This window comes from Micromonospora sp. BS32 (assembly GCF_059089345.1).
On the sequence record NZ_JBSSHR010000029.1, the window covers coordinates 13,822 to 38,559 of the forward strand.

The following is a 24,738-nucleotide window of genomic DNA, read 5'->3' on the forward strand; positions in this document are numbered from 1 at the left end:
CTGCGCCGGCGGCACGCAACGAACTGCTCACGTTACCCGTGCTGCTGCTCGCCTCGGCCGTCCTGCTGGCGCTGTGTCTCGGCTGTGCCGCCTTCTGGCTGTACAACTAATCCGGTAGTTGTTCGCGTTGCTGGTGAGGCGCTCCGGAGGTCAGGAATGGTAGAGCACCAGGATCCGCCGCTGGCGGAGCTGGTGGCCGGCACAGCCGACGACGTCTGGCGGTTCACCGAGACGATGGGCAGTGAGCAGGGGCTGGCGTATGCGCAGGGGTGGATACGCGATGCGGATCCTGGCGTGCGAGAGGTTGGGTTCATGGCGCTCGGGTCGGTGGCGTTGAACTATCCGCCGGCGCTGGAGGAGTTGCTCGATCACGCCGACGCCGGCTGCGCCGATGTCGACGTGGGCGTCCGAGCCGCGGTGGCCCAGGTGCTCGGCAACCAGAGCGGCGAACAGCGGTGCGTGCCTTTCTTGCTGCGGCTGCTCAACGATGCCGACGTCGAGGTGCGCCGGATAGCGATCGGCGGCCTTCCGATTGTGCTGGACGACCCAACGGCAGACGACCCCGCGGTCACGGCGCTGGTCGGGCTGCTCGCGGACCGCGAACCGATGCTGCGTGACTGGGCGGCGTTCGCGCTCGGCAGCCAGCTCGATGTCGACTCACCGCAGATTCGTGCCGGGCTGCGTAGCCTGCTCAGCGAACCGGACACCGCTGAGGCCTACCCGGCGGCGGAGGCCGCCCTTGGACTGGCTCGCCGCGACGATCCAGAGGTGTCTACCGCTATCGCAGATCGCCTGACCAGGCCGGACCCCAGTTCGTTATGGCTGCGCGCCGCCGCCGAACTTGCCGACCCTCGCCTGCTTCCAGCACTCGTCCAGCTGCGGGCACCGGACAACGAACCAGATGATCCGTGGGTCGAGCAGCTTGAGCACGCCATCGCCCGTTGCACCGCCGCCCGGATGGACGACGACGAAGATCGGCACGGCGATTGAGCCGCGCATGTCAACCGGCATTTCGACCAGCTCCGCGAGCGGGCGGGTGTGCTGTGGACTGTCCGGGACCCGGTGCAAGGTTTCAGGGTCGGCGATGACGAAAGGACGCGATGGAGACGTTGGACTTGGAGCTCTTCGCGGACTACCACCAGATCCACCTGACGGACGACGGGTCGACGACGGACCTGGGCGAGGCTTGGACCGGCCGGGCCGTGCACGACCAGCTGGCCGTAGCCGGTGATGCGATGGCAGTCGGCACGTCGGTCAACGTGACGGTCGCCGTAACCGTCGAGGTGTTGGACGCTCCGCCATCGGGCGACCTCGCGGACTTCGACCACGTGGTCGAGGGCGGTATGCAGGTTCCGTCAGGTCGACTCGTCGTGATGGGCTGCACTGACTACGAGCCGGATGCCGCAAGGGTCAACGTGCTGGCAGGACCGGTTCGCGTCCGGATAGGCAGGAGCAACCTGGCCGAGGCGGAACGCTTGGGGATCGACTCTGACGACGACCCGTCGACGAGGGAGCGGCTACGAGTGCAGGTATGGTCCGCCCCGCTGGGCGATCCGGTCGTGTTGAAGCGCTGGAGGCCGCTCGTCGCTTAGCAACGCGACAACCCCGGCGATCATGCCAAGCGTCTGATGGGACGCAAGTGACAAGCATGTCCCGTGACGCGACAGGCCGGCAGCCGGCTCTCGTACTCAGTCATGCTCCGGGGTGCCGCTGACCCGGTGGGCGGCGGCGTGCAGCACCTCGGTCACGAGCCGGCGCACGTGCCCGCCCCTGGCCCGGTAGAGAGCCCGGCGGCCGTCGCGTCGCACGCTCACCAGCCCGGCCAGCCGGAGCTTGCCGAGGTGCTGTGACACCGCCGGTCGAGCCATCCCGACCGCCGCCACCAGCGCCGTCACGTCGTGCTCGCCCTCGCTGAGCAGCCACATCAGCCGCAGCCGGGTGCCGTCGGCGAGCATCCGCAGCATCTCGGTCGCCGCCTCGACCTGCTCCTCGCCGGGGAGGCGTTGTTGCAGGTCGTTGGCACCTGCAACGTTGTCGCGTGCGTACATGAGCACATATTATCGCTGGTGGGCGGCGCGGACCCACCGTGGCCGCCCGAGGCAGGGGGAACCGGTGCAGGATCACGACCACGATCACCGCCACGGCGAGCCGCACCATCACCACGATCATGATCATGGCCACGATCGTCGGGTGGGCGGGTGGCGGCATCGGCTGGGACACGCCTTCGTCCCGCACTCGCACGACTCCCGGGCGAAAATCGATCCCGCGCTGGAGTCGTCCCGGGACGGATTGCGCGCGCTGTGGATCTCGCTGGTCGGCCTGGGCCTCACCGCCGTCGCCCAGGCCGCCGTCGTGGCGTTCTCCGGCTCAGTCGCCCTGCTCGGCGACACCCTGCACAACGTCGCCGACGCCCTCACCGCCGTACCCCTCGGGATCGCCTTCCTCCTCGGCCGGCGGGCCGCGACCCGCGCCTACACCTACGGCTTCGGGCGCGCCGAGGACCTCGCCGGCATCGTCATCGTCGCGGTCATCGCCGCGTCCGCCGTCGCCGCCGCCTGGACCGCGGTCGTCCGCCTGCTCCACCCCGCCGAGATCAGCCACCTGCCCTGGGTCGCCGCCGCCGGGATCATCGGCTTCGTCGGCAACGAGCTGGTCGCCCGCTACCGCATCCGCGTCGGCCGCCGGATCGGCTCCGCCGCCCTGATCGCCGACGGCCTGCACGCGCGTACCGATGGCTACACCTCCCTCGCCGTGGTTGCCGCCGCCGGCGGGGCCGCGCTCGGCTGGCGGTGGGCCGACCCCGTCGTCGGCCTGGTCATCGCCGTCGCCATCGCACTCGTGCTCAAGGACGCCGCCCGCGAGGTCTACCGACGGCTCATGGACGCCGTCGACCCCGCCGTCGTCGACCAGGCCGAAGCCGCGCTGCGGGCCGTCGACGGCGTGCGCGACGTGGCGGCGGTCCGACTGCGGTGGATCGGCCACCGGCTGCACGCCGAGGCGGATCTCGTGGTGGACGCCGAGCTCAGCCTCGTCGCCGCGCACGAGATCGCCGCCGACGCCGAGCACCAGCTCACCCACGCCGTACCCCGGTTGACCAGCGCCACCGTGCACACCGATCCCGACAGCCACCCCGGCGGGCACCACCACAGCGATCTCTCCCACCGGCGCCGCCGGCTGCCGCGCTGACTCCGCCAGCCGGGCCGTCCCCGCCCCGCTACGCCGGTCCGGGTGCGTACGGCCGACGCCGTTCCGCCGCCCGCACCGCGGCCGGCATCACCAGCCCCACCGCGACGAACACCCCGCCGAGCAGCAGCCACCCGGGCGCGCCCCAGGTGAGGCAGCAGAGCGCGAGCACCGACGGCGCCGCCACGCCGGCCAGCCCGGAGCCGAAGCCGAAGAGCCCGGTGTACTGCCCCTGCGCGTGGGCGGGCGCCAGCGCGAACCGCAGTTCCAGGGAGCCGGCGGTGTGCCACAGCTCGCCGACGGTGTGCACGCAGATGCCGACCACGATGAGCGCGGCGGCGAAGCGGCCGGGGAGTCCAGCCGCCGCGGCCATCGCCGCCATGCCGACCAGGAACGCCACGCCCGAGCGGCGGATCACCCGGGCGGCGGTGGCGGTGTCGTCGACCCCGCGGCTGGCCCGGACCTGGAGCAGCACGACCAGCGTGGTGTTGACCAGCGCGGCCCCGCCGACGAGCCAGCGGGGCGCGTCGGTGTTGCCGACGATCCACAGCGGCAGCGCGAAGAGCAGCACCTGGTGGTGAATGGACAGCACTCCGTCGAGCGCGGTGACGGCGACGTATCCGCGGTCCCGCAGCGCACTCCACCGGCCGGTCTCCGGCGGTGCGGGCAGGGGCGGCAGGGACGGTAGCGCGGTGATGACGGCGGCGCAGGCAAGGAAGCTGACCGCGTTGCCAAGGACCAGGGCGAGGTACGCCGGTCGGCTGTCCAGCTGTACGGCGAAGCCGGCGGCGACCGCCGCGCCGCTGCCGGCGAGGTTCGCCACCGATCGCAGGTACGACCGGTACCGCGCGAGCTGGTTCCCGCCGACCTGTCGGACCAGCGGTCCGCGGGCCGCGGCCCCGGCGGCGCGGGCGAGCTCCCCCAGGCAGAGCGCCGCGACGAAGAGCCCGAAGGAGTGGACGAACACCAGCCCCGCCATCATGACCGCCTGCACGCAGAGCGTCAGCAGGTAGACCTCGCGTGGTCCGCGCCGGTCGGCGACGTGGCCGACCGGCACCCCGGCGAGCAGACCGACCACGGCGGCGACGCCCATCCCCAGGCCGACCTGGGTGACGGAGAGCCCGACCGGGCGGGTGAAGAACAGCGCCGAGCTGACCATGAAGAGGCCGCTGCCGACCATGTTGACGAACGTGGCGAGCGCGAGGACGCGTTGCGACCGGGACTCGGGCAGCAGCCCCCGCCGCACCGGCCAGGACCGCCGGTCCGGGCGAATGTCGGGCTGTTCTTCCTGCGTGGCATGTACGGACATGGCGGTGTTGTCCTTCCCCCGTGGACGGCCCGCCGATGATGCCAACGCCGGCACCGGGGCGGCATCGGCTCACTGCCCGATACCGGACAGGGGTCGACGCTGATACGTTCATTACGGTCGAGGAGAGCGGTTTGGACAGGCCGCCCCGCAGGTCCCGCCGTACTCCGGCCGTGCCGCGTGGCCAGCGCCGCGACCCACTCCGCCCGTTTCCGGTACGCCTCGTCCCGCCTGACCGTGGCCTCCCGCTCAGTGGACCGACAGCTCCTGGGCCCGCACCTCCGGCTCGGTACGCACAACCGGCGGGACGGCACGCCGACCGGACCAGAGCACCCGGGCGACGATCCCCGGCGCGAAGAGCCCCGGCGGCGGAGTCATCAGGTTGGCGACGCTGAGGAAGCGCCGTCCGACGACGGCGTGCCGTGCGGCGGCGACGTGCAGCCGGGTGACGTACCCGTTGAGGAAGCGGGTCCGGCGGCTGCGCGGCCCCACCACCGTCGGGTGGCGCAGGTCGGCGCCGACCGCCATGTCCCACGGGACGTCCACCACCTTGGCCGCTCCGGCGAAGAAGCGGCGCGGCAGCTCCTGCCGGCCCTGCCGGAGGCAGTCGCGCAGCACCATCGCCTCCACCGCGGCCACCGTCATGCCCTGTCCGTAGGCCGGGTTGAAGCTGCACACCGCGTCGGCGACGGCGACGAAACCCTCCGGCAGTCGGCTCAGGTGCTCGTACCGGCGGCGCACGCTGGTGGGCAGCCGCATCCGCTTCGGCGGGCCGAGCGGCTCCGCCCGGCTCAGCAGCGCGTGCAGCTCCGGGGCGGGCAGCCGGCCGGCGAAGGCGAGGTAGCCGTCCGGGTCGACCGGTGGGGCCTGGCCCGGGCCCACGCCGAGCAGCGTGACCATCCAGCGATCGCCCTCGGCCGCGATGGCGACCCCGCCGTACGGGGTGGCCGGCGACGGGCTGCTGACGAAGGCGGCGAAGTCGGCCTCGCCGGGGGTACGGCGGTAGTCGCGGGAGACGTACACCGTGTGGGGGTCGACCCGCTCCTCGGCGGGCGGCTGGTAGCCGAGTTCGGCGAGCCAGGTGGGGCCACGGTTACCGCGGCCGGTCGCGTCCACGACCAGCTCGGCGTCGTGGTGTTCCTCGGTGCCGCCCCGGGGCAGGATCCGCGCGCCGGTGACCGTGCCACCGTCGGCGTCGGCGAGCAGCCCCAACGCCTCGCATCCGTCGTGGATCTCGACGTTCGGCAGCGCGCGGACCCGGTCCCGCACGTATCCCTCCAGGGCTCGCCGGCTGACGCAGAGCCCCTGCAGGCCGGAGGCGACCCGGGGGATCCGGTGGCCGTCGTTGACCCAGAGGCAGTCCCGCTGGATGTCGATGGCGAGGGCGCCCTGGGCGGTCAGGTCGGCGGTCAGGCCGGGGAAGAGCTCCTCGAGGACCTGTCGGCCCCGGGCGAGCAGGCCGTGCGAGTGCCCGCTCTGCGGCACACCCTTGCGGTCGGCGGCCGCCGTCGGCAGCTCGTCACGGTCGAAGACGACGACCTTCGCGTACGACTCGCTCAGGACCCGGGCGGCGAGCAGGCCGCCGATGCTGCCGCCGAGGACGATCGCCTTCCCGGTCTCATTGGTGGTGGACACGGTGGACTCCGTTTCATCAAATGGGTGCCTACAGTGAGCGACACGGCGGCGCGGTGAAGAAAGCGAATTGGCGGACGGCTACTTTCCTGTCGGGTGTGGTGACCGATGTCTCAGTCGTCTACCAGTCAATTTCTCCGGCGGTCATTTCGCCGAATGGATGATCGGGCGACCTGGTCGATCGGGCGTTCCGGGAAGGCTGAAAGGTCCGCTTCGGCTCGCCGGGCGTCCTGCGCGCGACCTGATCGCGGTCCTCCTGGCGGAGAGCCGTTGGCCGGTCGCCTGAGAAGATCACGCGTGGCATTCGACGAGCGGATCGCGGAACTACTGGCCGAGCGGCGCCTGGTGGAGTGGCGGCAGCTCGGTTACGACCGGTGGCGGGCGATGCTGGACGACCGGGATTCGCGCCGGGTCGACGGCCCGGACGGCCGGGCGTACACGGTGGTCAGCTACGCCCTCGACGACGGTGACGGGCGGATCCGGCTGGTGGTCGCGGTGGACGACGGGGGTCGATCGGCGTACTCGCCGCTGACCCGGGACGAGATCATGCGACCCGACGGCACCTTCATCGACTGACCTCGCGCCCGCCGCCGCCCGAGTCGCCGCCAGCTCGCCGGGGAGTGTCACCGGCCGAAGTGGACCCGACCCTATGTAGAACTGCGATATAGTCCAGGCATGCGGATGACCATTCCGGTCGCCAAGGTGCTCTCGGCGCTGCTCGCCGACCCCGACGCCGAGCGCTACGGCCTGGACCTGATGAAGCTGACCGGCCTGCCCAGCGGCACCCTCTACCCGGTGCTGCACCGGCTCCAGGACGCCGGCTGGCTCGCCGCCGACTGGGAGGCGGTCGACCCCACGGCCGCCGGCCGGCCCGCCCGGCGCTACTACCGGCTCACCCCCGACGGCGTGGTCGCCGCCCGGCAGGCGCTCGCCGAGCTGCGGGCGCTCACCCCGGAGGTCGGCCCGTCCCTCGGCGGCGCGACCGGGGCGCCCGCATGGTGAGCCGCCCGGCCGCGCCGCACCACACGAGGGGTGCCGACCTGGCGACCGGCCCGGCCGTCCTGAACCGGCAGCAGGCACCCACATGGTGACCCGACGCGTCGCCGAGGGGCTGCTCCGTGCGGCGGCCCGCCGCTGGCCCGCCGACCTTCGCACCGAGCTGCACCGCGAGTGGGCCGCCGAGCTGCACGTGCTAGCGCAGAGCGGGCAGCGGGCCCGGATGCTGCGCTTCGCGGCCAGCCTGGCCACCAGCCGGGCAGCCACCCCGCTGGTGGACCGGACGGTCCTGCACCGTCAGCTCCGGCGGACCGCCGCGGCCCTACTGCTCGCCCCGGTCGTCTGCGTCGCGATCGTGCTCGTCGCCGTGACCGCGATGAACCGGGCGTACGCCGCGCTGCTCGGGGTCACCGGCCGGGCCGACGCGGTGCAGCTGCCGCTCTGGTCGGCGCTGACCGCCGGGCTGGGCGTGCTGCTGGCGCTCCTCGTCGCCCGGGCGGCCCGGCGCGGGGTCCGGGTCGGCCCGCTGGCCACCGCGCTCGGCGTCGCGCTGCCGCTCGCGGCCACCGCGCTGCTGGTCGAGTCGGGCGTCAACGACAATCCGGAGAAGCTGGCCCGGACGCTGCCCGGGGTGCTGGTCTGGCTGGTCGGGCTGACCCTCACGCTCTGGGCCGCGGCCCGGCTGGCGCGGGCCGGGCGGACCCGGCTGGCCTGGACGGTCGGCGTGCTCGGCGCGTTCGCGGCGGCGGACGTCGCGGTCATCCTCACCGTGGTCGCCAACATCCCGGCCGTCGACCCGGTGGCGCAGGCCGGCGAGCTGCCGCCCGACGCCGTGGACCGGGTCTCCGCCCCGCTCTGGCTGTTCGCGTGCTGGACGGACTCGTCGTTCGGGCTGCCCCGGCCGACGAGCTGGGAACGGTTCCTCATCACCGACCTGGTGCTCACCGAGCCGTACTTCTACCTCGCCTGCACCCCGTACGCGTTGACCTGGGCGATCCGGACGGCGCGCAGCGAGCCGGTCGCCGTCGCGTCGCCGGCCGGCGTACCGGCCTGAGCCGGGGGAGAAGCCGGGGCTGAGCGGCCCCGCGCGGAGGGCCGTCAGCCGGCCACGGTCAGGTCGTCCCAGGACGTGCCGGCCGGCAGGTACCAGGCCGCCCCGTCCGGGGCGAGTGCCCGGGTGATGACCAGCCGGGCGTGCGCGTCCAGCGGGGGCAGCGCGTCCGGCGGGAACCACCGCACCGCCACGGACTCGTCGTCGTTGACCCGGGCCGTGCCGCCGAGCAGTCGGCACTCGAAGCCCAGGTTGAGGTACTCGCACCGGTCGCCGTTGGGATAGGTGTGCGGGTGCGAGACGACACTGGCCAGTCGTACCGGCTCCACCCGCAGGCCGGTCTCCTCCTCGACCTCGCGCACCACCGCGGTCGCCGGCTGCTCGCCGGGCTCCACGAAGCCGCTGACCACCGACCAGCGACCGTCGTCGGCGCGCTGCCCGAGCAGCAGCTCACCGGCGGGGTTGCGGACCACCGCGCTGACGCTCGGCAGCCAGAGCAGTTCGGTGCCGACGTGCGCGCGCATCCGGCGGATGTAGTCAGGTGTGGGCATCCGGCGACTCTAGCCAGCCGGCCGCGGCGCCGGCAGCCCCGTCACGCCGGGCAGGGCAGCCGCTCCAGCGTCGCCGGCCCGGGCGTCGGGCCCACCACCTGCGCGAAGCACCCCGCGGCGGTGGCCCGCTGCCAGCCGAAGACCGTCGCCGCGGTCTTCGCCACGCGTACCCGGAAGACCAGCCGGACCCCGTCGCGACCCGGCACGTCACTCTCGACGGCGAGCACCTCCACGCCGTCGACCTCGGTCGCGGCCCGGCGCAGCCGCTCCCGCGACGCCGTCGGGTCGGCGAGCAGCTCACCCCGCGCGCGCTGCGCCGTCGCGGTCACCTCGCGGTCGGCGCGCCGCTCCAGCCGCCGCTGCGAGTGGTCCCGCAGCAGCGGCACCGCCACGACCACCCCGACCACCGCCACGATCGCGACCACCGCCACGACGACCAGCCCACGTCGTACCCGGACCGTTGTTCCTCCCCCGAAACGCACCGCAGGATTCTCCGCCACCGACCGCCCTCCCGGCTGCCCCGTCCGCCCTCCCGGCCGCCCCGTGACCGGCCGCGACGGATTCCGCCGTTCCGCTCCCCGCCCCCGTCAGCACGTCTACTGTGGATGTCATCGGCGACTTTTGGCGGTTCCGGTGGCGGCCGGACTGCTCGCGGTGCACAGTGATCTCATGAACGACAGCGGAAGTGGTGGGCACTACTACTGGTGCACGCGACACCACCGGGTCGAGACCGATGCCGACGTGTGCCCTGCGAAGCACGTTCTCGGACCGTACGACTCGGCCGCCGACGCGGAGAACGCCCTCCAGCAGGTGCGGGAGCGCAACGAAGCGTGGGAGGCCGAGGACGCCCGTTGGGCCGGGGAGGGCTGACAAACGGCGCGGGACGGCCCGTGCCGAGGAACTCCGCACCTCCGTGAGGAGGCGCGCGAGAGCATGTCCCCAAGGAGGGAACCGAGATGGCCGAAGCACGTCAGGCCACCACCCGCCCGGCCGCCAGGAAGACCGCTGCGGCGGCGCGAGGCGCCGGCGCGACCCGGAACACCGCGGCACGCCGGTCCACCACCGCCACGGTGGCCGCCGACAAGGCCGCTCCCAGCGCGGCGGGCGCCGGCTCCGGCCGGTCCCCGGCGAGCGCGGCCACCGTCGCGAAGAAGACGGCGGCGAGGAAGACCACGGCGGCGGCGAAGACCACCGCGAAGAAGGCCCCCGCCTCGAAGACCACGGCGAAGAAGGCCCCCGCCGCGAAGACCACCGCGAAGAAGGCCCCCGCCGCGAAGACCACCGCGAAGAGGGCCACCGCCGCGAAGACCACCGCCAAGAAGGCGCCGGCCCGCAAGACCGCGGCGAAGGGCACGGCAGCGGCGAAGAAGACGACCGCGACCGCGAAGAAGACCACCGCAGCGGCGAGGAAGACCACCGCCACCAAGGCGTCCACCGGCGCTCGCAAGGTCACCTCCACGGGTACGAAGGCCACCGCCTCGGTCCGGAAGAGCACCGGCGCGGCGAAGACCACGGCCGCGGCGAAGAAGACCACTGCGGCGAAGAAGGCCCCGGCGAAGAAGGTCACCGCGAAGAAGGCCCCGGCCTCGAAGACCACCGCCAAGAAGGCGCCGGCGAAAAAGGCCACCGTCAGCTCCTCGACCGCCACCCGCAAGGCGGCCGCGAAGAAGGCGCCCGCGAAGAAGACCACCGCCAAGAAGGTGACCGCCCGCAAGGCGCCGACCCGGACCGCCGCCGCCCGGGCCACCGCGCCGGCCAGCGCCCGGTCCCGGGCCCGGAAGGCCACCGGCTGACCGTACGCCGACCGCCACCGCTCCGCCGGAGAGCGGATCACCCGCGCCACTGCCAAGATTGACCTCGTGGTCATCCGACGCGTACTGGCGCCCCGCATCGACTTCGGCGCGCTGCGCCGCGAGCTGGGACTGCCCGCGGCCTTCCCGCCCGCGGCGCAGCGCGAGGCGGACGAGGCGGCCGCCGCGCCGCTGCCCGAGCGGGCCGACCGGACCGACGTCCCGTTCGTCACGGTCGACCCGGCCAGCTCGCGCGACCTCGACCAGGCGATGCACCTGAGCCGCCGGGCCGGCGGCTACCGGGTCCGGTACGCCATCGCCGACGTCGCCGCGCACGTCCGCCCCGGCGGCGGGCTGGAGGAGGAGACCTGGCGGCGCGGCCAGACCGTCTACCTGCCCGACGGCAACGTGCCGCTGCACCCGCACAGCCTCAGCGAGGGCGCGGCCAGCCTGCTGCCCGACGCCGACCGGGCGGCCGTGGTCTGGACCATCGACCTCGACGGCGACGGCGCCACCGTCGCCGTTGCGCTGGAACGCGCCCGGGTGCGCAGCCGCGCCAAGCTGGACTACGTCGGCGTCCAGGCCGACGCGGACGCCGGGCGGCTGCCCGAGCCGATCGCCCTGCTGCCCGAGATCGGCGCCCTGCTCACCGCCCGCGGGCTGCGCCGTGGCGCGATCAACCTGCCGCTGCCGGAGCAGGACGTCGAACCCGACGGCGACGGCTGGCGACTGGTGCTGCGCGGCCCCAGCCCGATGGAGGACCACAACGCCCAGATCTCCCTGCTGACCGGGATGGCCGCCGCCGACATCATGCTGGCCGGCCGGATCGGCCTGCTGCGGACCATGCCCCGGCCGAAGCCGGAGGCGGTGGCCCGGCTGCGCGCGGCGGCCGCCCCGCTGGGCGTGGACTGGCCGGACGGGACGGGCGTGGGCGAGATCCTGGTCCGGCTGGACGCCTCCCAACCCCGGGCCGCCGCCTTCATCGACCAGGCGGCCGAGCTGATGCGCGGGGCGGCGTACACGGCGTTCGACGGCGAACTGCCGGAGCAGCCCGAGCACGGTGGGGTGGCGGCCGCGTACGCCCATGTCACCGCGCCGCTGCGCCGGCTGGCCGACCGGTACGCCACCGAGGTGTGCCTGGCCCTGCACGAGGGGCGGCCGGTGCCCGACTGGGCGCGGGAGGCGCTGCCGAAGCTGCCCGAGGTGATGGCCACCACCGACCGGACGGCCGGCGCCGCCACCCGGGGCGCGGTCGAGCTGGCCGAGGCGGTGCTGCTGGAACACCGGGTGGGGGAGACCTTCGAGGCGGCCGTGCTGGACGTCGACGCCCCGCCGAACGGGCAGTCGAAACCGAGCCGCCCGCCCGGCGGCACGGTGGCGCTGGACGCCCCGCCGGTACGCGCCCGCTGCACAGGTGAGCTGCCGCTCGGCGAGCGGGTCCGGGTTCGCCTGGTCACCGCCGACCCGGTCACCCGCACCGTCCTCTTCGCGCTGGCCTGAGCCGGGGCAGCGGGGATTGTCACAGCGCCTCGCGCTGCTGCCGCCCGGCCTCGTTTGCGAGGATGGCGGCATGGCTTACGACGCGACCACGCTGCCCGACGTGTCCGGGCTGACCGTCGGCATCATCGGCGGCACCGGCGACCAGGGGCGGGGTCTCGCCTACCGGTTCGCCCGTGCCGGGCAGACCGTGCTGATCGGATCCCGTTCCGCCGAGCGCGCGGCGGAGGCCGCCGCCGAGATCGCCGCGCTGCCCGGGATGCCGGCCGGCGTCGACCTCACCGGCGCCGACAACGACGAGGTGGCCCGGCGCAGCGACGTCGTCGTCATCGCCGTGCCGTGGGACGGCCACGCCGCCACCGTCGCCGCCCTGGCCGGGCCGCTCGCCGGCAAGATCGTGGTGGACTGCGTCAACCCGCTCGGCTTCGACAAGCAGGGCCCGTACGCGCTGACCGTGCCCGAGGGCAGCGCCGTGCAGCAGGCCGCCGGGCTGCTCCCCGACTCCCGGGTCTGCGCGGCGTTCAACCACGTCAGTGCGCCGCTGCTGGCCGACCCGGAGGTCGACCGGATCGACCTCGACGTGCTGATCTGCACCGAGGACCGCGAACTGGTCGACATCGTCGGCGCGCTGGCCGCCCGGATCCCCGGCATGCGGGGCATCTACGCCGGCCGACTGCGCAACGCCCACCAGATCGAGGCGTTCACCGCCAACCTGATCGCCATCAACAAGCGCTACAAGGCGCACGCCGGGATCCGCGTCACCGACCTCTGAGGTCGGGTCGCCCGACGGGTGTCGTACGCCGGGCGCATCATGGCCGGATGGAATGGCAACTGGTGATCGACTGTCGGGATCCGTCGCGCCTCGTGGCGTTCTGGGCGGAGGCGCTGCGCTACCGGCCGCAGCCGCCGCCGGACGGGCACCCGACGTGGCGGGACTGGTATCTGTCCGTCGGCGTCCCGGCCGACGAGCTGGAGGGCGACTGCCTGGACCGGTTGGAGGACCCGACCGGGGCAGGCCCGCGGATCTGGTTCCAGCCCGTCCCAGAGGTCAAGTCGATCAAGAACCGGCTGCACATCGACCTCAAGGTCGGTGGCGGCCGGGCGGTGCCGGTGGCGCAGCGCCGGATCACGGTCGACGCCGAGGTCGGCCGGCTGACCGCGCTCGGCGCGCGGGTGCTGGGGTCGATGGACGATCCGGAGAACGGCTACTACTCGTTCCAGCTGGCCGACCCCGAGGGCAACGAGTTCTGCGTGGTCTGACCGGCGGCCGTCCAGTGCTTCGGAAGAGCCGTCCCGGCGGTGTGACGGCTGCGCCGCACCGCCGGGACGGCGTACCTCAGAAGGTGTGCTCGGCGGCCGGGAACTCCCCGGCGCGGACCTCGTCGGCGAACCGGCGGGTCGCCTCGGTGAGCGCGCCGGCCACGTCGGCGTAGCGCTTCACGAAGCGCGGGGCCTTGCCGGTGCGCAGGCCGGCCATGTCCTGCCAGACCAGCACCTGCGCGTCGGTGTCCGGCCCGGCGCCGATGCCCACGGTCGGGATCGGCAGCTCGGCGGTGATCCGCTTGGCCACCTCGCCCGGCACCATCTCCAGCACCACCGCGAAGGCGCCCGCCTCGGTCACCGCCCGGGCGTCGGCGAGCACCTCGTCGGCGGTGTCGCCCCGGCCCTGCACCCGGTACCCGCCCAGGGTGTGCTCGCTCTGCGGGGTGAAGCCGATGTGCGCCATCACCGGGATGCCGGCGCCGACGATCGCGGCGATCTGGTCGGCGCAGCGCCGGCCACCTTCCAGCTTGACGGCGTGGCAGCCGCCCTCCTTCATGAACCGCACCGCCGTGCGCAGCGCCTGCGTGGGGCCCTCCTCGTACGAGCCGAAGGGCAGGTCGCCGACGATCAGCGAGTGCCGGGTCGCCCGGACCACGGCCCGGACCAGCGGCAGCAGCTCCTCGGCGGTCACCGGCAGGGTGGTCTCGTAGCCGAAGACGTTGTTCGCCGCCGAGTCGCCGACCAGCAGCACCGGGATCCCCGCCTGGTCGAAGATCGCGGCGGTGTACTGGTCGTACGAGGTGAGCATCGACCAGCGGTCGCCACGCTCCTTGGCGGCGATCAGGTCGCGGGTGCGTACCCGCCGGGTGACCGGGCCGCCGTAGAGGGCGGTCACCTCGGCTGGAGTGGACTCCACCATCACTGTCTCCTTCCTCGAGGCCGCCTTCGCGGTCCCCGGGTTGCACCGCGATCGTCGCACCGCTCGCCCCGGCGACGGCAGGGCGGAGTGCAGGATTTCACTCCGCCCCGCCCGGCCCCGGCGCGGCGCAAGGAGGTCAGCCGTGCTCCCGCCAGCGGTTGGTGATCGGCAGCCGGCGGTCCCGGCCGAACGCCTTCATGGAGATCTTCGTACCCGGGGCGGACTGCCGGCGCTTGTACTCGGCGGTGTCCACCAGTCGGAGCACCTTGTCGACCACCGCCGCGTCGTGACCGGACTCGACCAGCCCGTCGCGGCCCAGGTCGCCGTCGACGTACCCGATCAGGATCGGGTCGAGCACGTCGTAGTCGGGGAGGCTGTCGCTGTCCAGCTGGCCCGGGCTCAGCTCCGCCGACGGCGGCTTGCCGATCGAGTTCTCCGGGATCGGGGCGGTCGTGCCGCGCCGCTCGGCGTCGGCGTTGCGCCACGTCGCCAGCCGCCAGATCAGCGTCTTCCAGACGTCCTTGACCGGGTTGAAGCCGCCGACCGAGTCGCCGTAGAGGGTGGAGTAGCCGACCGCCAGCTCGCTCTTGTTGCCGGTGGTGAGGACCAGGTGGCCCTCCTGGTTCGACAGCGCCATCAGGATCACGCCGCGTACCCGGGCCTGGAGGTTCTCCACCGCCACCCCGGAGAGCGACATGTTGGCCAGGAAGGTGTCCACCATGGGCTGGATCGGCTCGATCCGATAGTCCAGCCCGGTCCGCTTGGCCAGGTCCTCCGCGTCGGCCCGGGAGTGCTCCGACGAGTGCTGGCTGGGCAGCGACACCCCGACCACCCGCTCCGGCCCGAGCGCGTCCACGGCGATCGCGGCCACCACCGCCGAGTCGATGCCGCCGGAGAGGCCCAGCACCACCGAGGGGAAGCGGTTCTTGTTGACGTAGTCGCGCAGGCCCAGCACCAGCGCGTGCCAGACCTCCGCCTCGTCGGCTACCGGCTCCAGCACGCCGCCGTCGGCCGCCGGGCCCGCCGGGGCCGCCGGCACGGCGTCGACGGTACGACGGACCAGCCGCATCCCGTCCGCCAGCTCACCGGCCTCGCCGGCGTCCGCCGCCGCCCCGGCCAGCTCCACGTCGTGCACCATCAGGTGCTCGACGAACTGGGGCGCCCGGGCGAGCAGTGTGCCGTCCGCCGCCACGATCATCGAGTCGCCCTCGAAGACCAGCTCGTCCTGGCCGCCGATCATGTTGACGTACGCGATCGGGGCGCCCGCCTCGGCGGCCCGGCGGCGGACCAGCGGCAGCCGGATGTCGTCCTTGTTCAGCTCGTACGGCGAGCCGTTGATGTTGACCACCAGCCCGACGCCGGCCTGCCGGGCCACCGCGAACGGGCCGCCGGCCTGCCACAGGTCCTCGCAGATGGTCAGCGCGACGTCCACCCCGCCGACCCGCACCACGGTGAGGGTGTCGCCGGGCACGAAGTAGCGGTCCTCGTCGAAGACGCCGTAGTTGGGCAGGTGGTGCTTGAAGTAGGTGGCGACGATACCGCCCCGGTGCAGCAGCGCGGCCGCGTTGCGGGCCCCCCGGCCTGGCTCGGCGTCCCCGCTGACCTGCGGCGGGCCGTCGGCGTCCAGGTAGCCGACCACGACCGGCAGGTCACCGAGGCCGTCGGCGGCCAGGTCGGCGGCGAGCCGTTCCAGGGCGGCCTTCGAGGCGGCGACGAAGGAGCGGCGGAAGACCAGGTCCTCGACCGGGTACCCGGTCAGCATCATCTCCGGGAAGGCGACGAGCTGGGCGCCGGCGTCGGCGGCGCGCCGGGTCCAGGAGCGGACCAGCTCGGCGTTGCCGGCGAGGTCGCCGACCGTCGGGTTGACCTGGCAGAGAGCGAGACGCAGGGTGGGCATGTCCTCATCTTGCCCCAGCGCCCGCAGGGCAATCCGGCACCTCGGGGGAGACGGCGGACACCCTCCGCCGCGCGGGACCGGCGGTCGCCGGTCGATCAGGCGGGACACGGCGGGACGGCGGGCGGCGGGTCGCGTAACGTCGGCGTAACGAGGCCCGGGGAGACTGGGCGGTCAGGTCGGGCAGAGCCCGGTCGAAGGCGGACAAGAGTGTCGCGAGGGGTTGGGGAAGTGGACCGTCAGCAGGAGTTCGTCCTCCGTACGCTGGAAGAGCGGGACATCCGGTTCGTCCGGCTGTGGTTCACCGACGTGCTCGGCACGCTCAAGAGCGTCTCGGTGGCCCCCGCGGAGCTGGAGGCGGCCTTCGAGGAGGGCATCGGTTTCGACGGCTCGGCGATCGAGGGCTTCGCCCGGGTCTTCGAGTCCGACATGGTCGCCATGCCCGACCCGACCACCTTCCAGGTCTTCCCGTTCGAGGGCGGGGTCAGCGGCGAGAGCGCCCGGATGTTCTGCGACATCCTGCTCCCCGACGGCGGCCCGTCCTGGGCGGACCCGCGGCACGTGCTGCGCCGGATGCTGTCCCGGGCGGCCGAGAAGGGCTTCACCTTCTACACCCACCCGGAGATCGAGTTCTTCCTGCTGGAGAACGGGGCGCAGGACGGCTCGGTGCCGACCCCGGTGGACACCGGCGGCTACTTCGAGCACACCACCCACGCCGTCGCGCGGGACTTCCGCCGGCAGGCGGTGCTGGCCTTGGAGCGGATCGGCATCTCGGTGGAGTTCAGCCACCACGAGGTCGCCCCCGGCCAGCAGGAGATCGACCTGCGCTACGCCGACGCGCTGACCACCGCCGACAACATCATGACCTTCCGGCACGTGGTGAAGGAGGTGGCGCTCTCCACCGGGGTGCAGGCCAGCTTCATGCCGAAGCCCTTCACCGACCAGCCCGGCAGCGGCATGCACACCCACCTGTCGCTGTTCGAGGGGGAGCGCAACGCGTTCCACGACGCCGGCGACCCGATGAAGCTCTCCAAGGTGGCGAAGTCCTTCATCGCCGGCCTGCTGATGCACGCCCGGGAATACACCGCGGTCACCAACCAGTGGGTCAACTCGTACAAGCGGCTCTTCCCGCTGGCGCTGCCGGACCGGATCACCGAGAGCCCGGCGTACGTCTGCTGGGGTCACCTGAACCGTTCCGCGCTGGTCCGGGTGCCGGCGTACGGCAAGCCGAACTCGGCCCGGGTGGAGGTCCGCTCGCTGGACTCGGCGGCCAACCCGTACCTGGCCTTCGCGGTGATGCTGGGCGCCGGCCTCAAGGGCATCGAGGAGGGCTACGAGCTGCCCCCGGGCGCCGAGGACGACGTCTGGTCGCTGACCAGCGCCGAGCGTCGGGCGATGGGCTACGAGGCGCTGCCGGAGAACCTGGCCGAGGCGATCGACGTGATGGCCGGCTCGGAGCTGGTCGCCGAGGTGCTCGGCGAGCACGTCTTCGACTTCTTCCTGCGCAACAAGCGCGCCGAGTGGGAGCAGTACCGCCGCGAGGTCACCCCGTACGAGCGGCAGCGCTACCTGTCGCTCTAGGCGGGCGCGATCAGGCGGGCGCGATCAGGCGGGGCGTTCGGCGAGGGTGTAGCGCACCCGCTGGGTCAGCCGGATCGTCCCGTCGTCGCCGCGGAGCCCGTGGACGAAGTCGGTGGTGGCTCGGCGTACCGTCTCGCGCTCGCCCTCGGCGACGGCGTCCCAGAAGGCACGCTGACCGTGCGACATGGAGAAGGCGTGCCAGTGGTCGGGGTCGGTGAAGACGGCCTCGATGTCGACCCCGACGGTGCGTACCCGCTGGTAGCCGGTGGCCGTCAGCAGCTCCTCGACGCCGGCGTCGCTGGCGAACGGGCCGGTGGTGCCGCTGGTGCGGGCGTCGAGCAGCTGCGGCGGCAGGTGCGGCCGGAAGATCTCGTCCAGCTCCTCCCAGCGCGGGTCCCGGTCGGAGAAGGTGGCGACGCCCAGCCGGCCGCCGGGCACCAGCAGCTCCCGCCAGGCCCGCAGCGCCGCCGCCGGGTCGGGCAGGAAGAACAGCACCAGCGACGAGGCCACCACGTCGTAGCCGCCCGCCGGCAGGTCGGGGGCGGCGGCGTCCATCAGCCGTACGTCCACCTGGGCCAGTCCGCGCCGGGCCACCTCGGCCCGGGTCGCCGCCACCATCTGAGGTGCCAGGTCGGCAGCGGTCACCGACCCGGTCGGACCGACCGCCCCGGCGAGCGGGACGAGGACCGCTCCCCGCCCGCAGCCCACGTTCAGGGCGCGTTCGCCGGGCCGGGGGGCGAGCTCCCGGACCAGTCCCTGGGCGATCGGGGTGAACCAGGGCACCCCGACGTTGTCGTACGTGCCGGCCACCCGGTCGAAGAGGGCGGCCACCCGGGCGCTGCGCGCACTTCCCGCTGGGTCCATGCCGGCGAGTCTCGTCCCGCCCGTCCCGCCGGCACAGCCCCGTACGGTCAGCCGACGCCGCCGCGCTGGGCGGTAATCCGCCCGACGGGCGCGCAGGACAGGGCCCGCGGGACTGCCGGAGGTGGTGCGGTCCCGCTATCGTCTCGATCACCGCGCCGGCACTCCCGCCGGGCGTAGAGGTCGGGAGGCTGTCGGTGCTGGAGGATCTGCTCACCGGAGCATGGCAGAGCGTCGTGTTCGGGGTCGTCGGGGTGGGGCTGATGGCGGCCGGCTTCGTGCTGGTCGACCTGCTCACGCCCGGGAAGTTGCGGGAGCTGATCTGGGTGCATCGCAACGGCAACGCCGGGTTGCTGCTCGCCGCCAACCAGCTCGGCATCGCCGGGATCGTCTTCACCGCGATCCTGACCAGCTACAGCGACTTCGGCAAGGGACTCGCCTCGACGGTGATCTTCGGGCTGATCGGGCTGGGCATCATGGCGCTGGCCTTCTTCGTGCTCGACATGCTGACCCCGGGAAGGCTCGGCGAGATCATCTGCTCGGACGAGCCGCACCCGGCGGCCCGGGTCAGCGCCGCCACCCACTTCGGCGCCGCGCTGATCGTCTGCGCCTGCATCGCCTGAGTGTCGTACCCCGGGCTTAGCTTCCGGGGGTGAACCGCACCGACCGTCTCTACGCCCTGGTAGAGGAGCTGCGGGCGGTGTCGCCGCGGCCGCGTAGCGCCCGCTGGCTGGCCGGGCGGTTCGAGGTGAGCACCCGCACCATCGAGCGGGACATCGCCGCGTTGCAGGCCGCCGGGGTGCCGATCTGGGCCGAGCCGGGCCGCACCGGTGGCTACGCGGTCGACCGGGCGCACACCCTGCCCCCGGTCAACCTCACCGCCGCCGAGGCGGTGGCGATGGCGGTGGCGCTGCGCCGGCTGGGCGGCACCCCGTTCGCCGGGGCGGGCGCCACCGCGCTGCGCAAGCTGCTCGCGGTGCTGCCGGCCGCCGACGCCGCCGAGGCGCGCCGGCTCGCCGGCCGGGTGCACCTGATCGGTGACGGGCCGGCGACGCCCGTCCCGGCCACCGTCGCCGACGCGGTCGCCGCGCGCCGCGTGCTGCGCCTGCGGTACGCCGACCGCGCCGGCGCCGACTCGCTCCGCGAGGTCGAGCCGCTGGGCTACCTCGGCAACCCGTCGCACTGGTACCTGGTGGCCTGGTGCCGGCTGCGCGACGGGCTGCGCTGCTTCCGCACCGACCGGATCCGCGCGGTCGAGGCACTGCCCGAGGTGGTGACCCGGGAGCTGCGGGTGGACGATCTGGACATCCCGCACGGGCGGGTCCGCGCGCTGAGCCTGGTCTGAGCGGTTTTCCGTTATCGGCCGGGCGGCCGCCCGTCTCCGTAGGGGGAAGGGGCACGACCCGTCCGACGCACGAAGGTGGGAGACATGCGGGAAAACGGTCGCGGTGGACCCGACCCGGGCACCGTCGCGGCGGCCCGCGACGGTGACCCCGCGGCGCTCGACGCGCTGGTGGCGCAGTCGCTGCCGCTGGTCTACAACATCGTCGGCCGGGCGCTGCGCGGGCACCCCGACGTCGACGACGTGGTGCAGGAGACCCTGCTGCGGGTCGTCCGGCACCTGCCGGACCTGCGGGAGCCCGGGGCGTACCGGTCCTGGCTGGTGGCGATCACCGTCCGGCGGATCCGGGACCATGAGCAGCACCGCCGGGCGGAGGCGACCGTGGACGCCGGGCTGGACGCCGCCGTGGAGCTGCCCGACCCCGGTGCCGACTTCGCCGCGGCGACCATCCTCCGGCTCGGCCTGACCGACCAGCGGCGGGAGGTCGCCGAGGCGACCCGCTGGCTGGACCCCGACGACCAGCCCCTGCTCGCCCTCTGGTGGCTGGAGACGACCGGCGCGCTGCAGCGGGCCGACCTGGCCGCCGCACTGGACCTGTCGCCGGCGCACGCCGCCGTGCGGGTACGCCGGATGAAGGAGCAGCTCCAGCTGGCCCGCACGGTGGTGCGGGCGGTGCACGCCCGGCCCGGCTGCCCCGGGCTGACCGACGTCGCCCGGGAGTGGGACGGCCGGCCGGGGCCGCTGTGGCGCAAGCGGCTGGCCCGGCACGTCCGCGACTGCGGCGTCTGCGCGGCGTACGCCGACGACCTCGTCCCGGTCGAGCGGCTGCTCGTCGGGCTGTCCCTGCTGCCCGTCCCGCCGCACCTCGCCGCCCACCCGGTCCCGCCGCCGGCTGTCCCCACGCCGGGCGGGGCGCCGTCGACCGCCAGCCGGCCGGTCGGGTCCGATGGTGGCGGATCCGATGGCGCCGCGGGCCCACGGCCGGGTCCGGAGCCCACCCGCAGGGCGGGCGCCCCCGCGAGCGGGCGGCGGTTGCTCGCACCGGTCTCCGCCGCGGTGGCGGTCTGCGTGCTGGCCGGGGCGCTCGCCGTGGCCCACCTGACCGGCGGGGGCGGGGCGTCCGCACCGGCGCCGGCCGAGCGCCTGACCGGCGGGCGGTTCGCCACCCCGACGGCCGCCGTCGCGCCGAGCGGCGCCATCGCCATCCCGCCGTCGCCGAGCGCGCCGCCGCGTACCCCGGCCGCCACCCGCCCCCGCACCACCGCGCCCCGGGCCACGGCGTCGCCCGCGGCCGCACCGGCCGCCGCGCCGGTCGTCTCCTCGGCTCGTAAGGGCGTCGGGGTGTGGACGTTCCCCGGGGTGGACCGGGCGCTCGACGGATCCGGGGCCGGTTGGTACTACACCTGGAACACCAGCCACCAGGGCGTCAGCACCCCGAGCGGCACCGAGTTCGTGCCGATGATCTGGGGGGCGAAGAGCGTCACCCCGACCGGCCTGGCCCAGGCGCGGCAGGCCGGGCGCTACCTGCTCGGGTTCAACGAGCCGGACATGGCGGGTCAGTCGAACATGACGCCGGAGCAGGCGCTCGACCTGTGGCCGCAGCTGGCGGCGACCGGCCGGCAGCTGGGCAGCCCGGCGGTCGCCTTCGGGGGTGCCACCCCGGGCGGCTGGCTGGACCGGTTCATGGCCGGCGCGAAGGCCCGGGGCCTGCGGGTCGACTTCATCGCCCTGCACTGGTACGGCGGCGATTTCCGGACCGCCGAGGCGGTACGCCAGCTCCGGTCGTACCTCCAGGCGGTGTACGACCGTTACCACCTGCCGATCTGGCTGACCGAGTTCGCGCTGATCCGGTTCTCCGGCGGGGCGGTCTTCCCGTCCCAGGGGGAGCAGGCGGCGTTCCTCACCGCGGCCACCCGGATGCTGGCCGGGCTGCCCTGGCTGCGCCGGTACGCCTGGTTCGGGCTGCCGGCCAGTGACAAGGACCGGTCCGGGCTTTCCGCAGCGGCCCCGCCGTGACGGAGGTGGGCCGGGCCTTCCAGGCGGCCCGCTGACCCGGCGCCCGTACCGGCCGGACCGGGACGCGCCGGCCGGATCGGCGAACACCGACCGGATCGGAAACACCGACAGGACGTTGTCGCCGACGGGGGCGAGGCTGACTCCCGACGACGCCGGCCGACCGGGCCGGCGCGGGATGCAGGAGGCAGCGCATGTCCACCACGCCCATCACCTGGTTCGAGATCGGCACCGACCGGCCGGACGAGGCGGAACGCTTCTACGGCGAGCTGTTCGGCTGGTCCTTCGAGGAGCAGGGAGCCGGCGGGTCGTACCGGGTGACCGGGGCCGGCGGGGAGACGGGGATCGGCGGGGCGATCCGGGCCACCGGGGGAGGCTCGCCCAACTACGCGATCTTCTACGCGGAGGTGGCCGACGTGGCGGAGGCCTGCCGCCGTGCCGAGGCTGCCGGCGGAAAGGTGCTGGTGCCCCTGGTGACGGCGCCGAGCCGGCTCACCTTCGCCCACCTGGCCGACCCGGCCGGTAACCACATCGGCGTCTTCACGCCGCCGCCGGCCGGCTGACCGGCGCTGCCGACGTGGCGGTGTCCCGGTCGCCGGACACCGCCGCCTCGCCGATCCCGAGTCGATGGCGCCGCGACAGTGCTACTGGCGCGGCTGCCCGCGGTGGGTGATTCGGCGCGTTCTCCGACGAATGCCGGTTGTTATCCTCGCGTAGCTCATCGTGCCGGCCCGGCGGGTTCCAGCGGTGCGGTGGTGGCCTGCGATCCGGCGCTTCGGCTGTCGGTGCGGACGACGCAGCCGACGAAGGAGGCGCCATGCCCCCCGCAGCACGGGCACCGCGCGATGTCCGGGTGCCCGGACCTGGAGCCGCGGTCCTTCGTGTCGGCGCTGTGGTGGCGACGACCTCCATCGCGGCCCTGACGTATCTCCCGTACGGCAACCGCCACCATTTCTACGATCTGCACATCTATTACGACGCCCTGAGGTGGTGGGCCGACGGACACCCGCTCTACGACTATTCGAGACCGGACGAGGTGCAGGGTCTCCTCTACTTCACCTACACCCCGTTCGCGGCCCTCGTCATGTGCCCCATCTCCTTCCTTCCCTTTGCTGCGGTCGCTCTGATCTTCACCGCCCTGACCGTGGCGGCCACCTACGTCGCCACGGCGTGGCTCTGTCGAATGGCGAAGGGCGGTTGGCGAGGAGCGTCGCCCTGGTACGTGGCGGCACTGGTGACCCCCCTGCTCCTTCTGGTGGAGCCCATGCGCGAAACCATCACCCTCGGGCAGATCAACCTGCTGCTGGTGCTCCTGATACTGGTGGATTTCGCCTACTGCCTACCGAGGGGGCACCGGTTCGCCGGCATCGGGATCGGGCTGGCCACCGCGATAAAGCTCTTCCCGGGCATCTTCATCCTGTACCTGCTCGCCACGCGCCGTTGGCGGGCGGCGGTGGTGGCGATGGCGGCGGCATCCGCCGCGACCGTGCTGGCCGGGCTGGTGGCACCCGGGACCTCGTGGCGATTCTGGACAGACGCCCTGTGGAGCACCGAACGGGTCGGACGTCTCGACTACACCGGTAATCAGTCCCTGCTGGGACTGTGGAGCCGGCTGGTGGCGCCGGAGCCCGCCAGCCGACCGCTCTGGCTGATCGCGGCCCTGCTCGTGGTGTTCCTGGGAATACGACGTGCCGCCCGGGCGGCGGCGGCCGGCGACGAGCTGTTGGGGCTGACGATCACCGGGCTCGTCGGCGGCCTGGTCAGTCCGATCACCTGGCCACACCACATCTTCTGGCTGCTTCCGGCGCTGCTCGTGTTAGTTGGCAGGGCGACCGCCGCCGACACCCGTGTCGCTCCTCGCGCGCTCACACTCCTGGCGGTGGCCGGCGTCTACGCCGTCGCCTTCTACGGCGTCGTGTCATTCACCAACCGGGGCGACGCCGTCGAGCGGACCGACAGCGTCCCCGAGTTCGTGCTGCGCAACCTGCTCGTCCTGGTCGCCCTCGCGCTGGTCTTTCTCGTCCCGGTGCGAGGGCGCTCGGAGGTGGGTGGCGTCGACGCCGGGAAGGAAGCGGGCGTTCGTTCCTTGCACCGTCCGGCGTGACCGTCGCGGTCATGGTCTTCGCTCAATGCCGGGGCTGTCCTGGCGGAGGGGAGCCGCGCCACTGGCCTCCGTGGGTCAGGATGGGTGCGGGCGACCGCGGCCGAGCAGGCAACGGGGACGGGGCTGAGGTGGCCCCGCCGCGGGGGCTGGCCGGCCGGGAGGAGAGGGAGCGGCCGGGCGAGGGGGCGGCGGGGCCACCGGGTCACTTGCCGGTCATGCCCTCGGGGCCGCCGTGGTGGCCGCGGCCACCACCGCCGGGGAAGACGCCGGCCTCGGCGGCCTTGGTGATCGCGTCGGCCTGCTCCTGGGTGAGCTTGCCGTCCTTGACCGCCTGGTCGAGCCGCTCCTTGAGCTGCGCCTGCCGGTCCTCGGTGGACGGCCGCTCCGGTCGGTCGGCCTTCTGCTGCTCGCGCACCTTCTCCAGGGCGGCGGTCACCTTGTCGGTGGAGACGCCCAGCTCCTTGGCGAGCGCCTCGGCGAACGCGTTCTGCCGGTCGGCCCGCTGCTGCTGCCGGTCGGTGCCCTGGTCGCTGCTGCTGGCGCTCGGCGTCGGGGTGGCGCTGTCCTCGGCGAAGGCCACCGTGGGGGCGGCGATCCCCACGCCGAGCACTCCGGCGGCGGCCAGGCCGGCCAGCAGGTGCTTCTTCGACATCGTGCGGGACATCAGTCCTCCAGCTGTTCGGTGGTAGTGCGATGACGTCACCGACAGTGACCAGTGAACCTGGAGGAACCCCGTCCCGACCCTGTCAGCCAGC

General features: G+C 73.6%; 26 protein-coding genes. 16 read left to right on the top strand and 10 right to left on the bottom strand.

The features are described 5' to 3' along the window. Positions 1-156 precede the first annotated feature (156 nt). On the top strand, positions 157-990 hold the full coding sequence (locus AC5RWQ_RS28175) for a HEAT repeat domain-containing protein (RefSeq protein ID WP_494285661.1): 834 nt from the start codon (positions 157-159) through the stop codon (positions 988-990). A gap of 110 nt (positions 991-1,100) precedes the next feature. Then, positions 1,101-1,592, top strand: a complete 492-nt coding sequence (locus tag AC5RWQ_RS28180) for a hypothetical protein (protein WP_494285662.1) — start codon at positions 1,101-1,103, stop codon at positions 1,590-1,592. A gap of 96 nt (positions 1,593-1,688) precedes the next feature. Here the strand turns inward: AC5RWQ_RS28180 and AC5RWQ_RS28185 are convergent, their stop codons facing one another. Next, positions 1,689-2,048, bottom strand: a complete 360-nt coding sequence (locus AC5RWQ_RS28185; protein ID WP_494285663.1) for an ArsR/SmtB family transcription factor — start codon at positions 2,046-2,048, stop codon at positions 1,689-1,691. A 142-nt stretch (positions 2,049-2,190) separates the two neighbouring features. On the opposite strand from AC5RWQ_RS28185, the gene AC5RWQ_RS28190 reads away from it, so the two are divergent. Further along, on the top strand, positions 2,191-3,186 hold the full coding sequence (locus tag AC5RWQ_RS28190) for a cation diffusion facilitator family transporter (RefSeq protein ID WP_494285664.1): 996 nt from the start codon (positions 2,191-2,193) through the stop codon (positions 3,184-3,186). Positions 3,187-3,214: 28 nt separating this feature from the next. Here AC5RWQ_RS28190 and AC5RWQ_RS28195 read toward each other — a convergent pair whose 3' ends face one another. Together AC5RWQ_RS28195 and AC5RWQ_RS28200 are read right to left on the bottom strand one after the other, a co-directional pair. Beyond that, on the bottom strand, positions 3,215-4,492 hold the full coding sequence (locus tag AC5RWQ_RS28195) for an MFS transporter (protein WP_494285665.1): 1,278 nt from the start codon (positions 4,490-4,492) through the stop codon (positions 3,215-3,217). 246 nt (positions 4,493-4,738) lie between these two features. Next, positions 4,739-6,124, bottom strand: coding sequence for an FAD-dependent oxidoreductase (locus AC5RWQ_RS28200; protein ID WP_494285666.1), 1,386 nt, complete (start codon positions 6,122-6,124; stop codon positions 4,739-4,741). Between the two features lie 294 nt (positions 6,125-6,418). Between AC5RWQ_RS28200 and AC5RWQ_RS28205 the strand changes: the two genes are divergently transcribed. The 3 genes from AC5RWQ_RS28205 (at position 6,419) to AC5RWQ_RS28215 (ending at position 8,171) form a co-directional block, all read left to right on the top strand. Continuing rightward, on the top strand, positions 6,419-6,697 hold the full coding sequence (locus tag AC5RWQ_RS28205) for a hypothetical protein (protein ID WP_494285667.1): 279 nt from the start codon (positions 6,419-6,421) through the stop codon (positions 6,695-6,697). A 99-nt stretch (positions 6,698-6,796) separates the two neighbouring features. Beyond that, complete coding sequence (locus tag AC5RWQ_RS28210) at positions 6,797-7,123, top strand: PadR family transcriptional regulator (protein ID WP_494285668.1); 327 nt, start codon at positions 6,797-6,799, stop codon at positions 7,121-7,123. Between the two features lie 82 nt (positions 7,124-7,205). Further along, the gene (locus tag AC5RWQ_RS28215; RefSeq protein ID WP_494285669.1) at positions 7,206-8,171 is read left to right on the top strand and encodes a hypothetical protein; all 966 of its coding nucleotides are present in this window, start codon (positions 7,206-7,208) and stop codon (positions 8,169-8,171) included. A 44-nt stretch (positions 8,172-8,215) separates the two neighbouring features. Here AC5RWQ_RS28215 and AC5RWQ_RS28220 read toward each other — a convergent pair whose 3' ends face one another. Together AC5RWQ_RS28220 and AC5RWQ_RS28225 are read right to left on the bottom strand one after the other, a co-directional pair. Next, the gene (locus tag AC5RWQ_RS28220; RefSeq protein WP_494285670.1) at positions 8,216-8,719 is read right to left on the bottom strand and encodes an NUDIX hydrolase; all 504 of its coding nucleotides are present in this window, start codon (positions 8,717-8,719) and stop codon (positions 8,216-8,218) included. Between the two features lie 41 nt (positions 8,720-8,760). Further along, positions 8,761-9,201 (bottom strand): hypothetical protein, encoded by a 441-nt coding sequence (locus tag AC5RWQ_RS28225; RefSeq protein WP_494285671.1) that lies wholly within the window; start codon positions 9,199-9,201, stop codon positions 8,761-8,763. Between the two features lie 187 nt (positions 9,202-9,388). On the opposite strand from AC5RWQ_RS28225, the gene AC5RWQ_RS28230 reads away from it, so the two are divergent. Continuing rightward, positions 9,389-9,589: a hypothetical protein gene (locus AC5RWQ_RS28230; protein WP_334485860.1), complete on the top strand. Its 201-nt coding sequence runs from the start codon at positions 9,389-9,391 to the stop codon at positions 9,587-9,589. Between the two features lie 100 nt (positions 9,590-9,689). On the opposite strand, the gene AC5RWQ_RS28235 is transcribed toward AC5RWQ_RS28230, so the two are convergent. Further along, positions 9,690-10,505 (bottom strand): hypothetical protein, encoded by an 816-nt coding sequence (locus AC5RWQ_RS28235; RefSeq protein ID WP_494285672.1) that lies wholly within the window; start codon positions 10,503-10,505, stop codon positions 9,690-9,692. Between the two features lie 73 nt (positions 10,506-10,578). Between AC5RWQ_RS28235 and AC5RWQ_RS28240 the strand changes: the two genes are divergently transcribed. From AC5RWQ_RS28240 to AC5RWQ_RS28250, 3 genes are all read left to right on the top strand, one after another. Continuing rightward, positions 10,579-12,009: an RNB domain-containing ribonuclease gene (locus tag AC5RWQ_RS28240; RefSeq protein WP_494285673.1), complete on the top strand. Its 1,431-nt coding sequence runs from the start codon at positions 10,579-10,581 to the stop codon at positions 12,007-12,009. 70 nt (positions 12,010-12,079) lie between these two features. Beyond that, positions 12,080-12,778 (top strand): NADPH-dependent F420 reductase, encoded by a 699-nt coding sequence (gene npdG / locus AC5RWQ_RS28245; RefSeq protein ID WP_334485866.1) that lies wholly within the window; start codon positions 12,080-12,082, stop codon positions 12,776-12,778. A gap of 47 nt (positions 12,779-12,825) precedes the next feature. Further along, positions 12,826-13,266 carry a VOC family protein gene (locus AC5RWQ_RS28250; protein ID WP_494285674.1) on the top strand — a complete coding sequence of 147 codons (441 nt, stop codon included), beginning with the start codon at positions 12,826-12,828 and terminating at the stop codon, positions 13,264-13,266. Positions 13,267-13,342: 76 nt separating this feature from the next. On the opposite strand, the gene panB is transcribed toward AC5RWQ_RS28250, so the two are convergent. Further along, complete coding sequence (gene panB, locus AC5RWQ_RS28255) at positions 13,343-14,188, bottom strand: 3-methyl-2-oxobutanoate hydroxymethyltransferase (RefSeq protein WP_334485870.1); 846 nt, start codon at positions 14,186-14,188, stop codon at positions 13,343-13,345. Positions 14,189-14,324: 136 nt separating this feature from the next. Beyond that, positions 14,325-16,085, bottom strand: a complete 1,761-nt coding sequence (locus AC5RWQ_RS28260) for an NAD+ synthase (RefSeq protein WP_494285675.1) — start codon at positions 16,083-16,085, stop codon at positions 14,325-14,327. 228 nt (positions 16,086-16,313) lie between these two features. On the opposite strand from AC5RWQ_RS28260, the gene glnA reads away from it, so the two are divergent. Beyond that, the gene (gene glnA / locus AC5RWQ_RS28265; protein WP_334485874.1) at positions 16,314-17,663 is read left to right on the top strand and encodes a type I glutamate--ammonia ligase; all 1,350 of its coding nucleotides are present in this window, start codon (positions 16,314-16,316) and stop codon (positions 17,661-17,663) included. 24 nt (positions 17,664-17,687) lie between these two features. Here glnA and AC5RWQ_RS28270 read toward each other — a convergent pair whose 3' ends face one another. After that, positions 17,688-18,527, bottom strand: a complete 840-nt coding sequence (locus tag AC5RWQ_RS28270; protein WP_494285676.1) for a class I SAM-dependent methyltransferase — start codon at positions 18,525-18,527, stop codon at positions 17,688-17,690. A gap of 194 nt (positions 18,528-18,721) precedes the next feature. On the opposite strand from AC5RWQ_RS28270, the gene AC5RWQ_RS28275 reads away from it, so the two are divergent. The 5 genes from AC5RWQ_RS28275 to AC5RWQ_RS28295 all read left to right on the top strand — a co-directional run bounded on the left by AC5RWQ_RS28275 (position 18,722) and on the right by AC5RWQ_RS28295 (position 23,983). Beyond that, positions 18,722-19,147, top strand: a complete 426-nt coding sequence (locus AC5RWQ_RS28275) for a DUF350 domain-containing protein (protein WP_494285677.1) — start codon at positions 18,722-18,724, stop codon at positions 19,145-19,147. A gap of 29 nt (positions 19,148-19,176) precedes the next feature. Further along, positions 19,177-19,869 carry a helix-turn-helix transcriptional regulator gene (locus tag AC5RWQ_RS28280; RefSeq protein ID WP_494285678.1) on the top strand — a complete coding sequence of 231 codons (693 nt, stop codon included), beginning with the start codon at positions 19,177-19,179 and terminating at the stop codon, positions 19,867-19,869. 84 nt (positions 19,870-19,953) lie between these two features. Further along, complete coding sequence (locus tag AC5RWQ_RS28285; RefSeq protein WP_494285679.1) at positions 19,954-21,882, top strand: sigma-70 family RNA polymerase sigma factor; 1,929 nt, start codon at positions 19,954-19,956, stop codon at positions 21,880-21,882. 191 nt (positions 21,883-22,073) lie between these two features. After that, positions 22,074-22,442, top strand: a complete 369-nt coding sequence (locus AC5RWQ_RS28290; protein ID WP_494285680.1) for a VOC family protein — start codon at positions 22,074-22,076, stop codon at positions 22,440-22,442. Between the two features lie 254 nt (positions 22,443-22,696). Further along, complete coding sequence (locus AC5RWQ_RS28295) at positions 22,697-23,983, top strand: glycosyltransferase 87 family protein (protein ID WP_494285681.1); 1,287 nt, start codon at positions 22,697-22,699, stop codon at positions 23,981-23,983. 202 nt (positions 23,984-24,185) lie between these two features. Here the strand turns inward: AC5RWQ_RS28295 and AC5RWQ_RS28300 are convergent, their stop codons facing one another. Beyond that, entirely contained in the window at positions 24,186-24,647 is a 462-nt protein-coding gene (locus tag AC5RWQ_RS28300; protein WP_494285682.1) for a hypothetical protein, read from the bottom strand. Between the last annotated feature and the right edge of the window lie 91 nt (positions 24,648-24,738).

Coding starts and splice junctions, on each gene's coding strand:
- AC5RWQ_RS28195 (WP_494285665.1), bottom strand. CDS start 4,492: ATGTCCGTACATGCCACGCAGGAAGAACAGCCCGACATTCGCCCGGAC.
- AC5RWQ_RS28230 (WP_334485860.1), top strand. CDS start 9,389: ATGAACGACAGCGGAAGTGGTGGGCACTACTACTGGTGCACGCGACAC.
- panB (WP_334485870.1), bottom strand. CDS start 14,188: ATGGTGGAGTCCACTCCAGCCGAGGTGACCGCCCTCTACGGCGGCCCG.
- AC5RWQ_RS28270 (WP_494285676.1), bottom strand. CDS start 18,527: ATGGACCCAGCGGGAAGTGCGCGCAGCGCCCGGGTGGCCGCCCTCTTC.
- AC5RWQ_RS28220 (WP_494285670.1), bottom strand. CDS start 8,719: ATGCCCACACCTGACTACATCCGCCGGATGCGCGCGCACGTCGGCACC.
- AC5RWQ_RS28290 (WP_494285680.1), top strand. CDS start 22,074: ATGTCCACCACGCCCATCACCTGGTTCGAGATCGGCACCGACCGGCCG.
- npdG (WP_334485866.1), top strand. CDS start 12,080: ATGGCTTACGACGCGACCACGCTGCCCGACGTGTCCGGGCTGACCGTC.
- AC5RWQ_RS28175 (WP_494285661.1), top strand. CDS start 157: ATGGTAGAGCACCAGGATCCGCCGCTGGCGGAGCTGGTGGCCGGCACA.
- AC5RWQ_RS28285 (WP_494285679.1), top strand. CDS start 19,954: ATGCGGGAAAACGGTCGCGGTGGACCCGACCCGGGCACCGTCGCGGCG.
- AC5RWQ_RS28250 (WP_494285674.1), top strand. CDS start 12,826: ATGGAATGGCAACTGGTGATCGACTGTCGGGATCCGTCGCGCCTCGTG.
- AC5RWQ_RS28185 (WP_494285663.1), bottom strand. CDS start 2,048: ATGTACGCACGCGACAACGTTGCAGGTGCCAACGACCTGCAACAACGC.
- AC5RWQ_RS28210 (WP_494285668.1), top strand. CDS start 6,797: ATGCGGATGACCATTCCGGTCGCCAAGGTGCTCTCGGCGCTGCTCGCC.
- AC5RWQ_RS28215 (WP_494285669.1), top strand. CDS start 7,206: ATGGTGACCCGACGCGTCGCCGAGGGGCTGCTCCGTGCGGCGGCCCGC.
- AC5RWQ_RS28295 (WP_494285681.1), top strand. CDS start 22,697: ATGCCCCCCGCAGCACGGGCACCGCGCGATGTCCGGGTGCCCGGACCT.
- AC5RWQ_RS28180 (WP_494285662.1), top strand. CDS start 1,101: ATGGAGACGTTGGACTTGGAGCTCTTCGCGGACTACCACCAGATCCAC.
- AC5RWQ_RS28300 (WP_494285682.1), bottom strand. CDS start 24,647: ATGTCCCGCACGATGTCGAAGAAGCACCTGCTGGCCGGCCTGGCCGCC.
- AC5RWQ_RS28260 (WP_494285675.1), bottom strand. CDS start 16,085: ATGCCCACCCTGCGTCTCGCTCTCTGCCAGGTCAACCCGACGGTCGGC.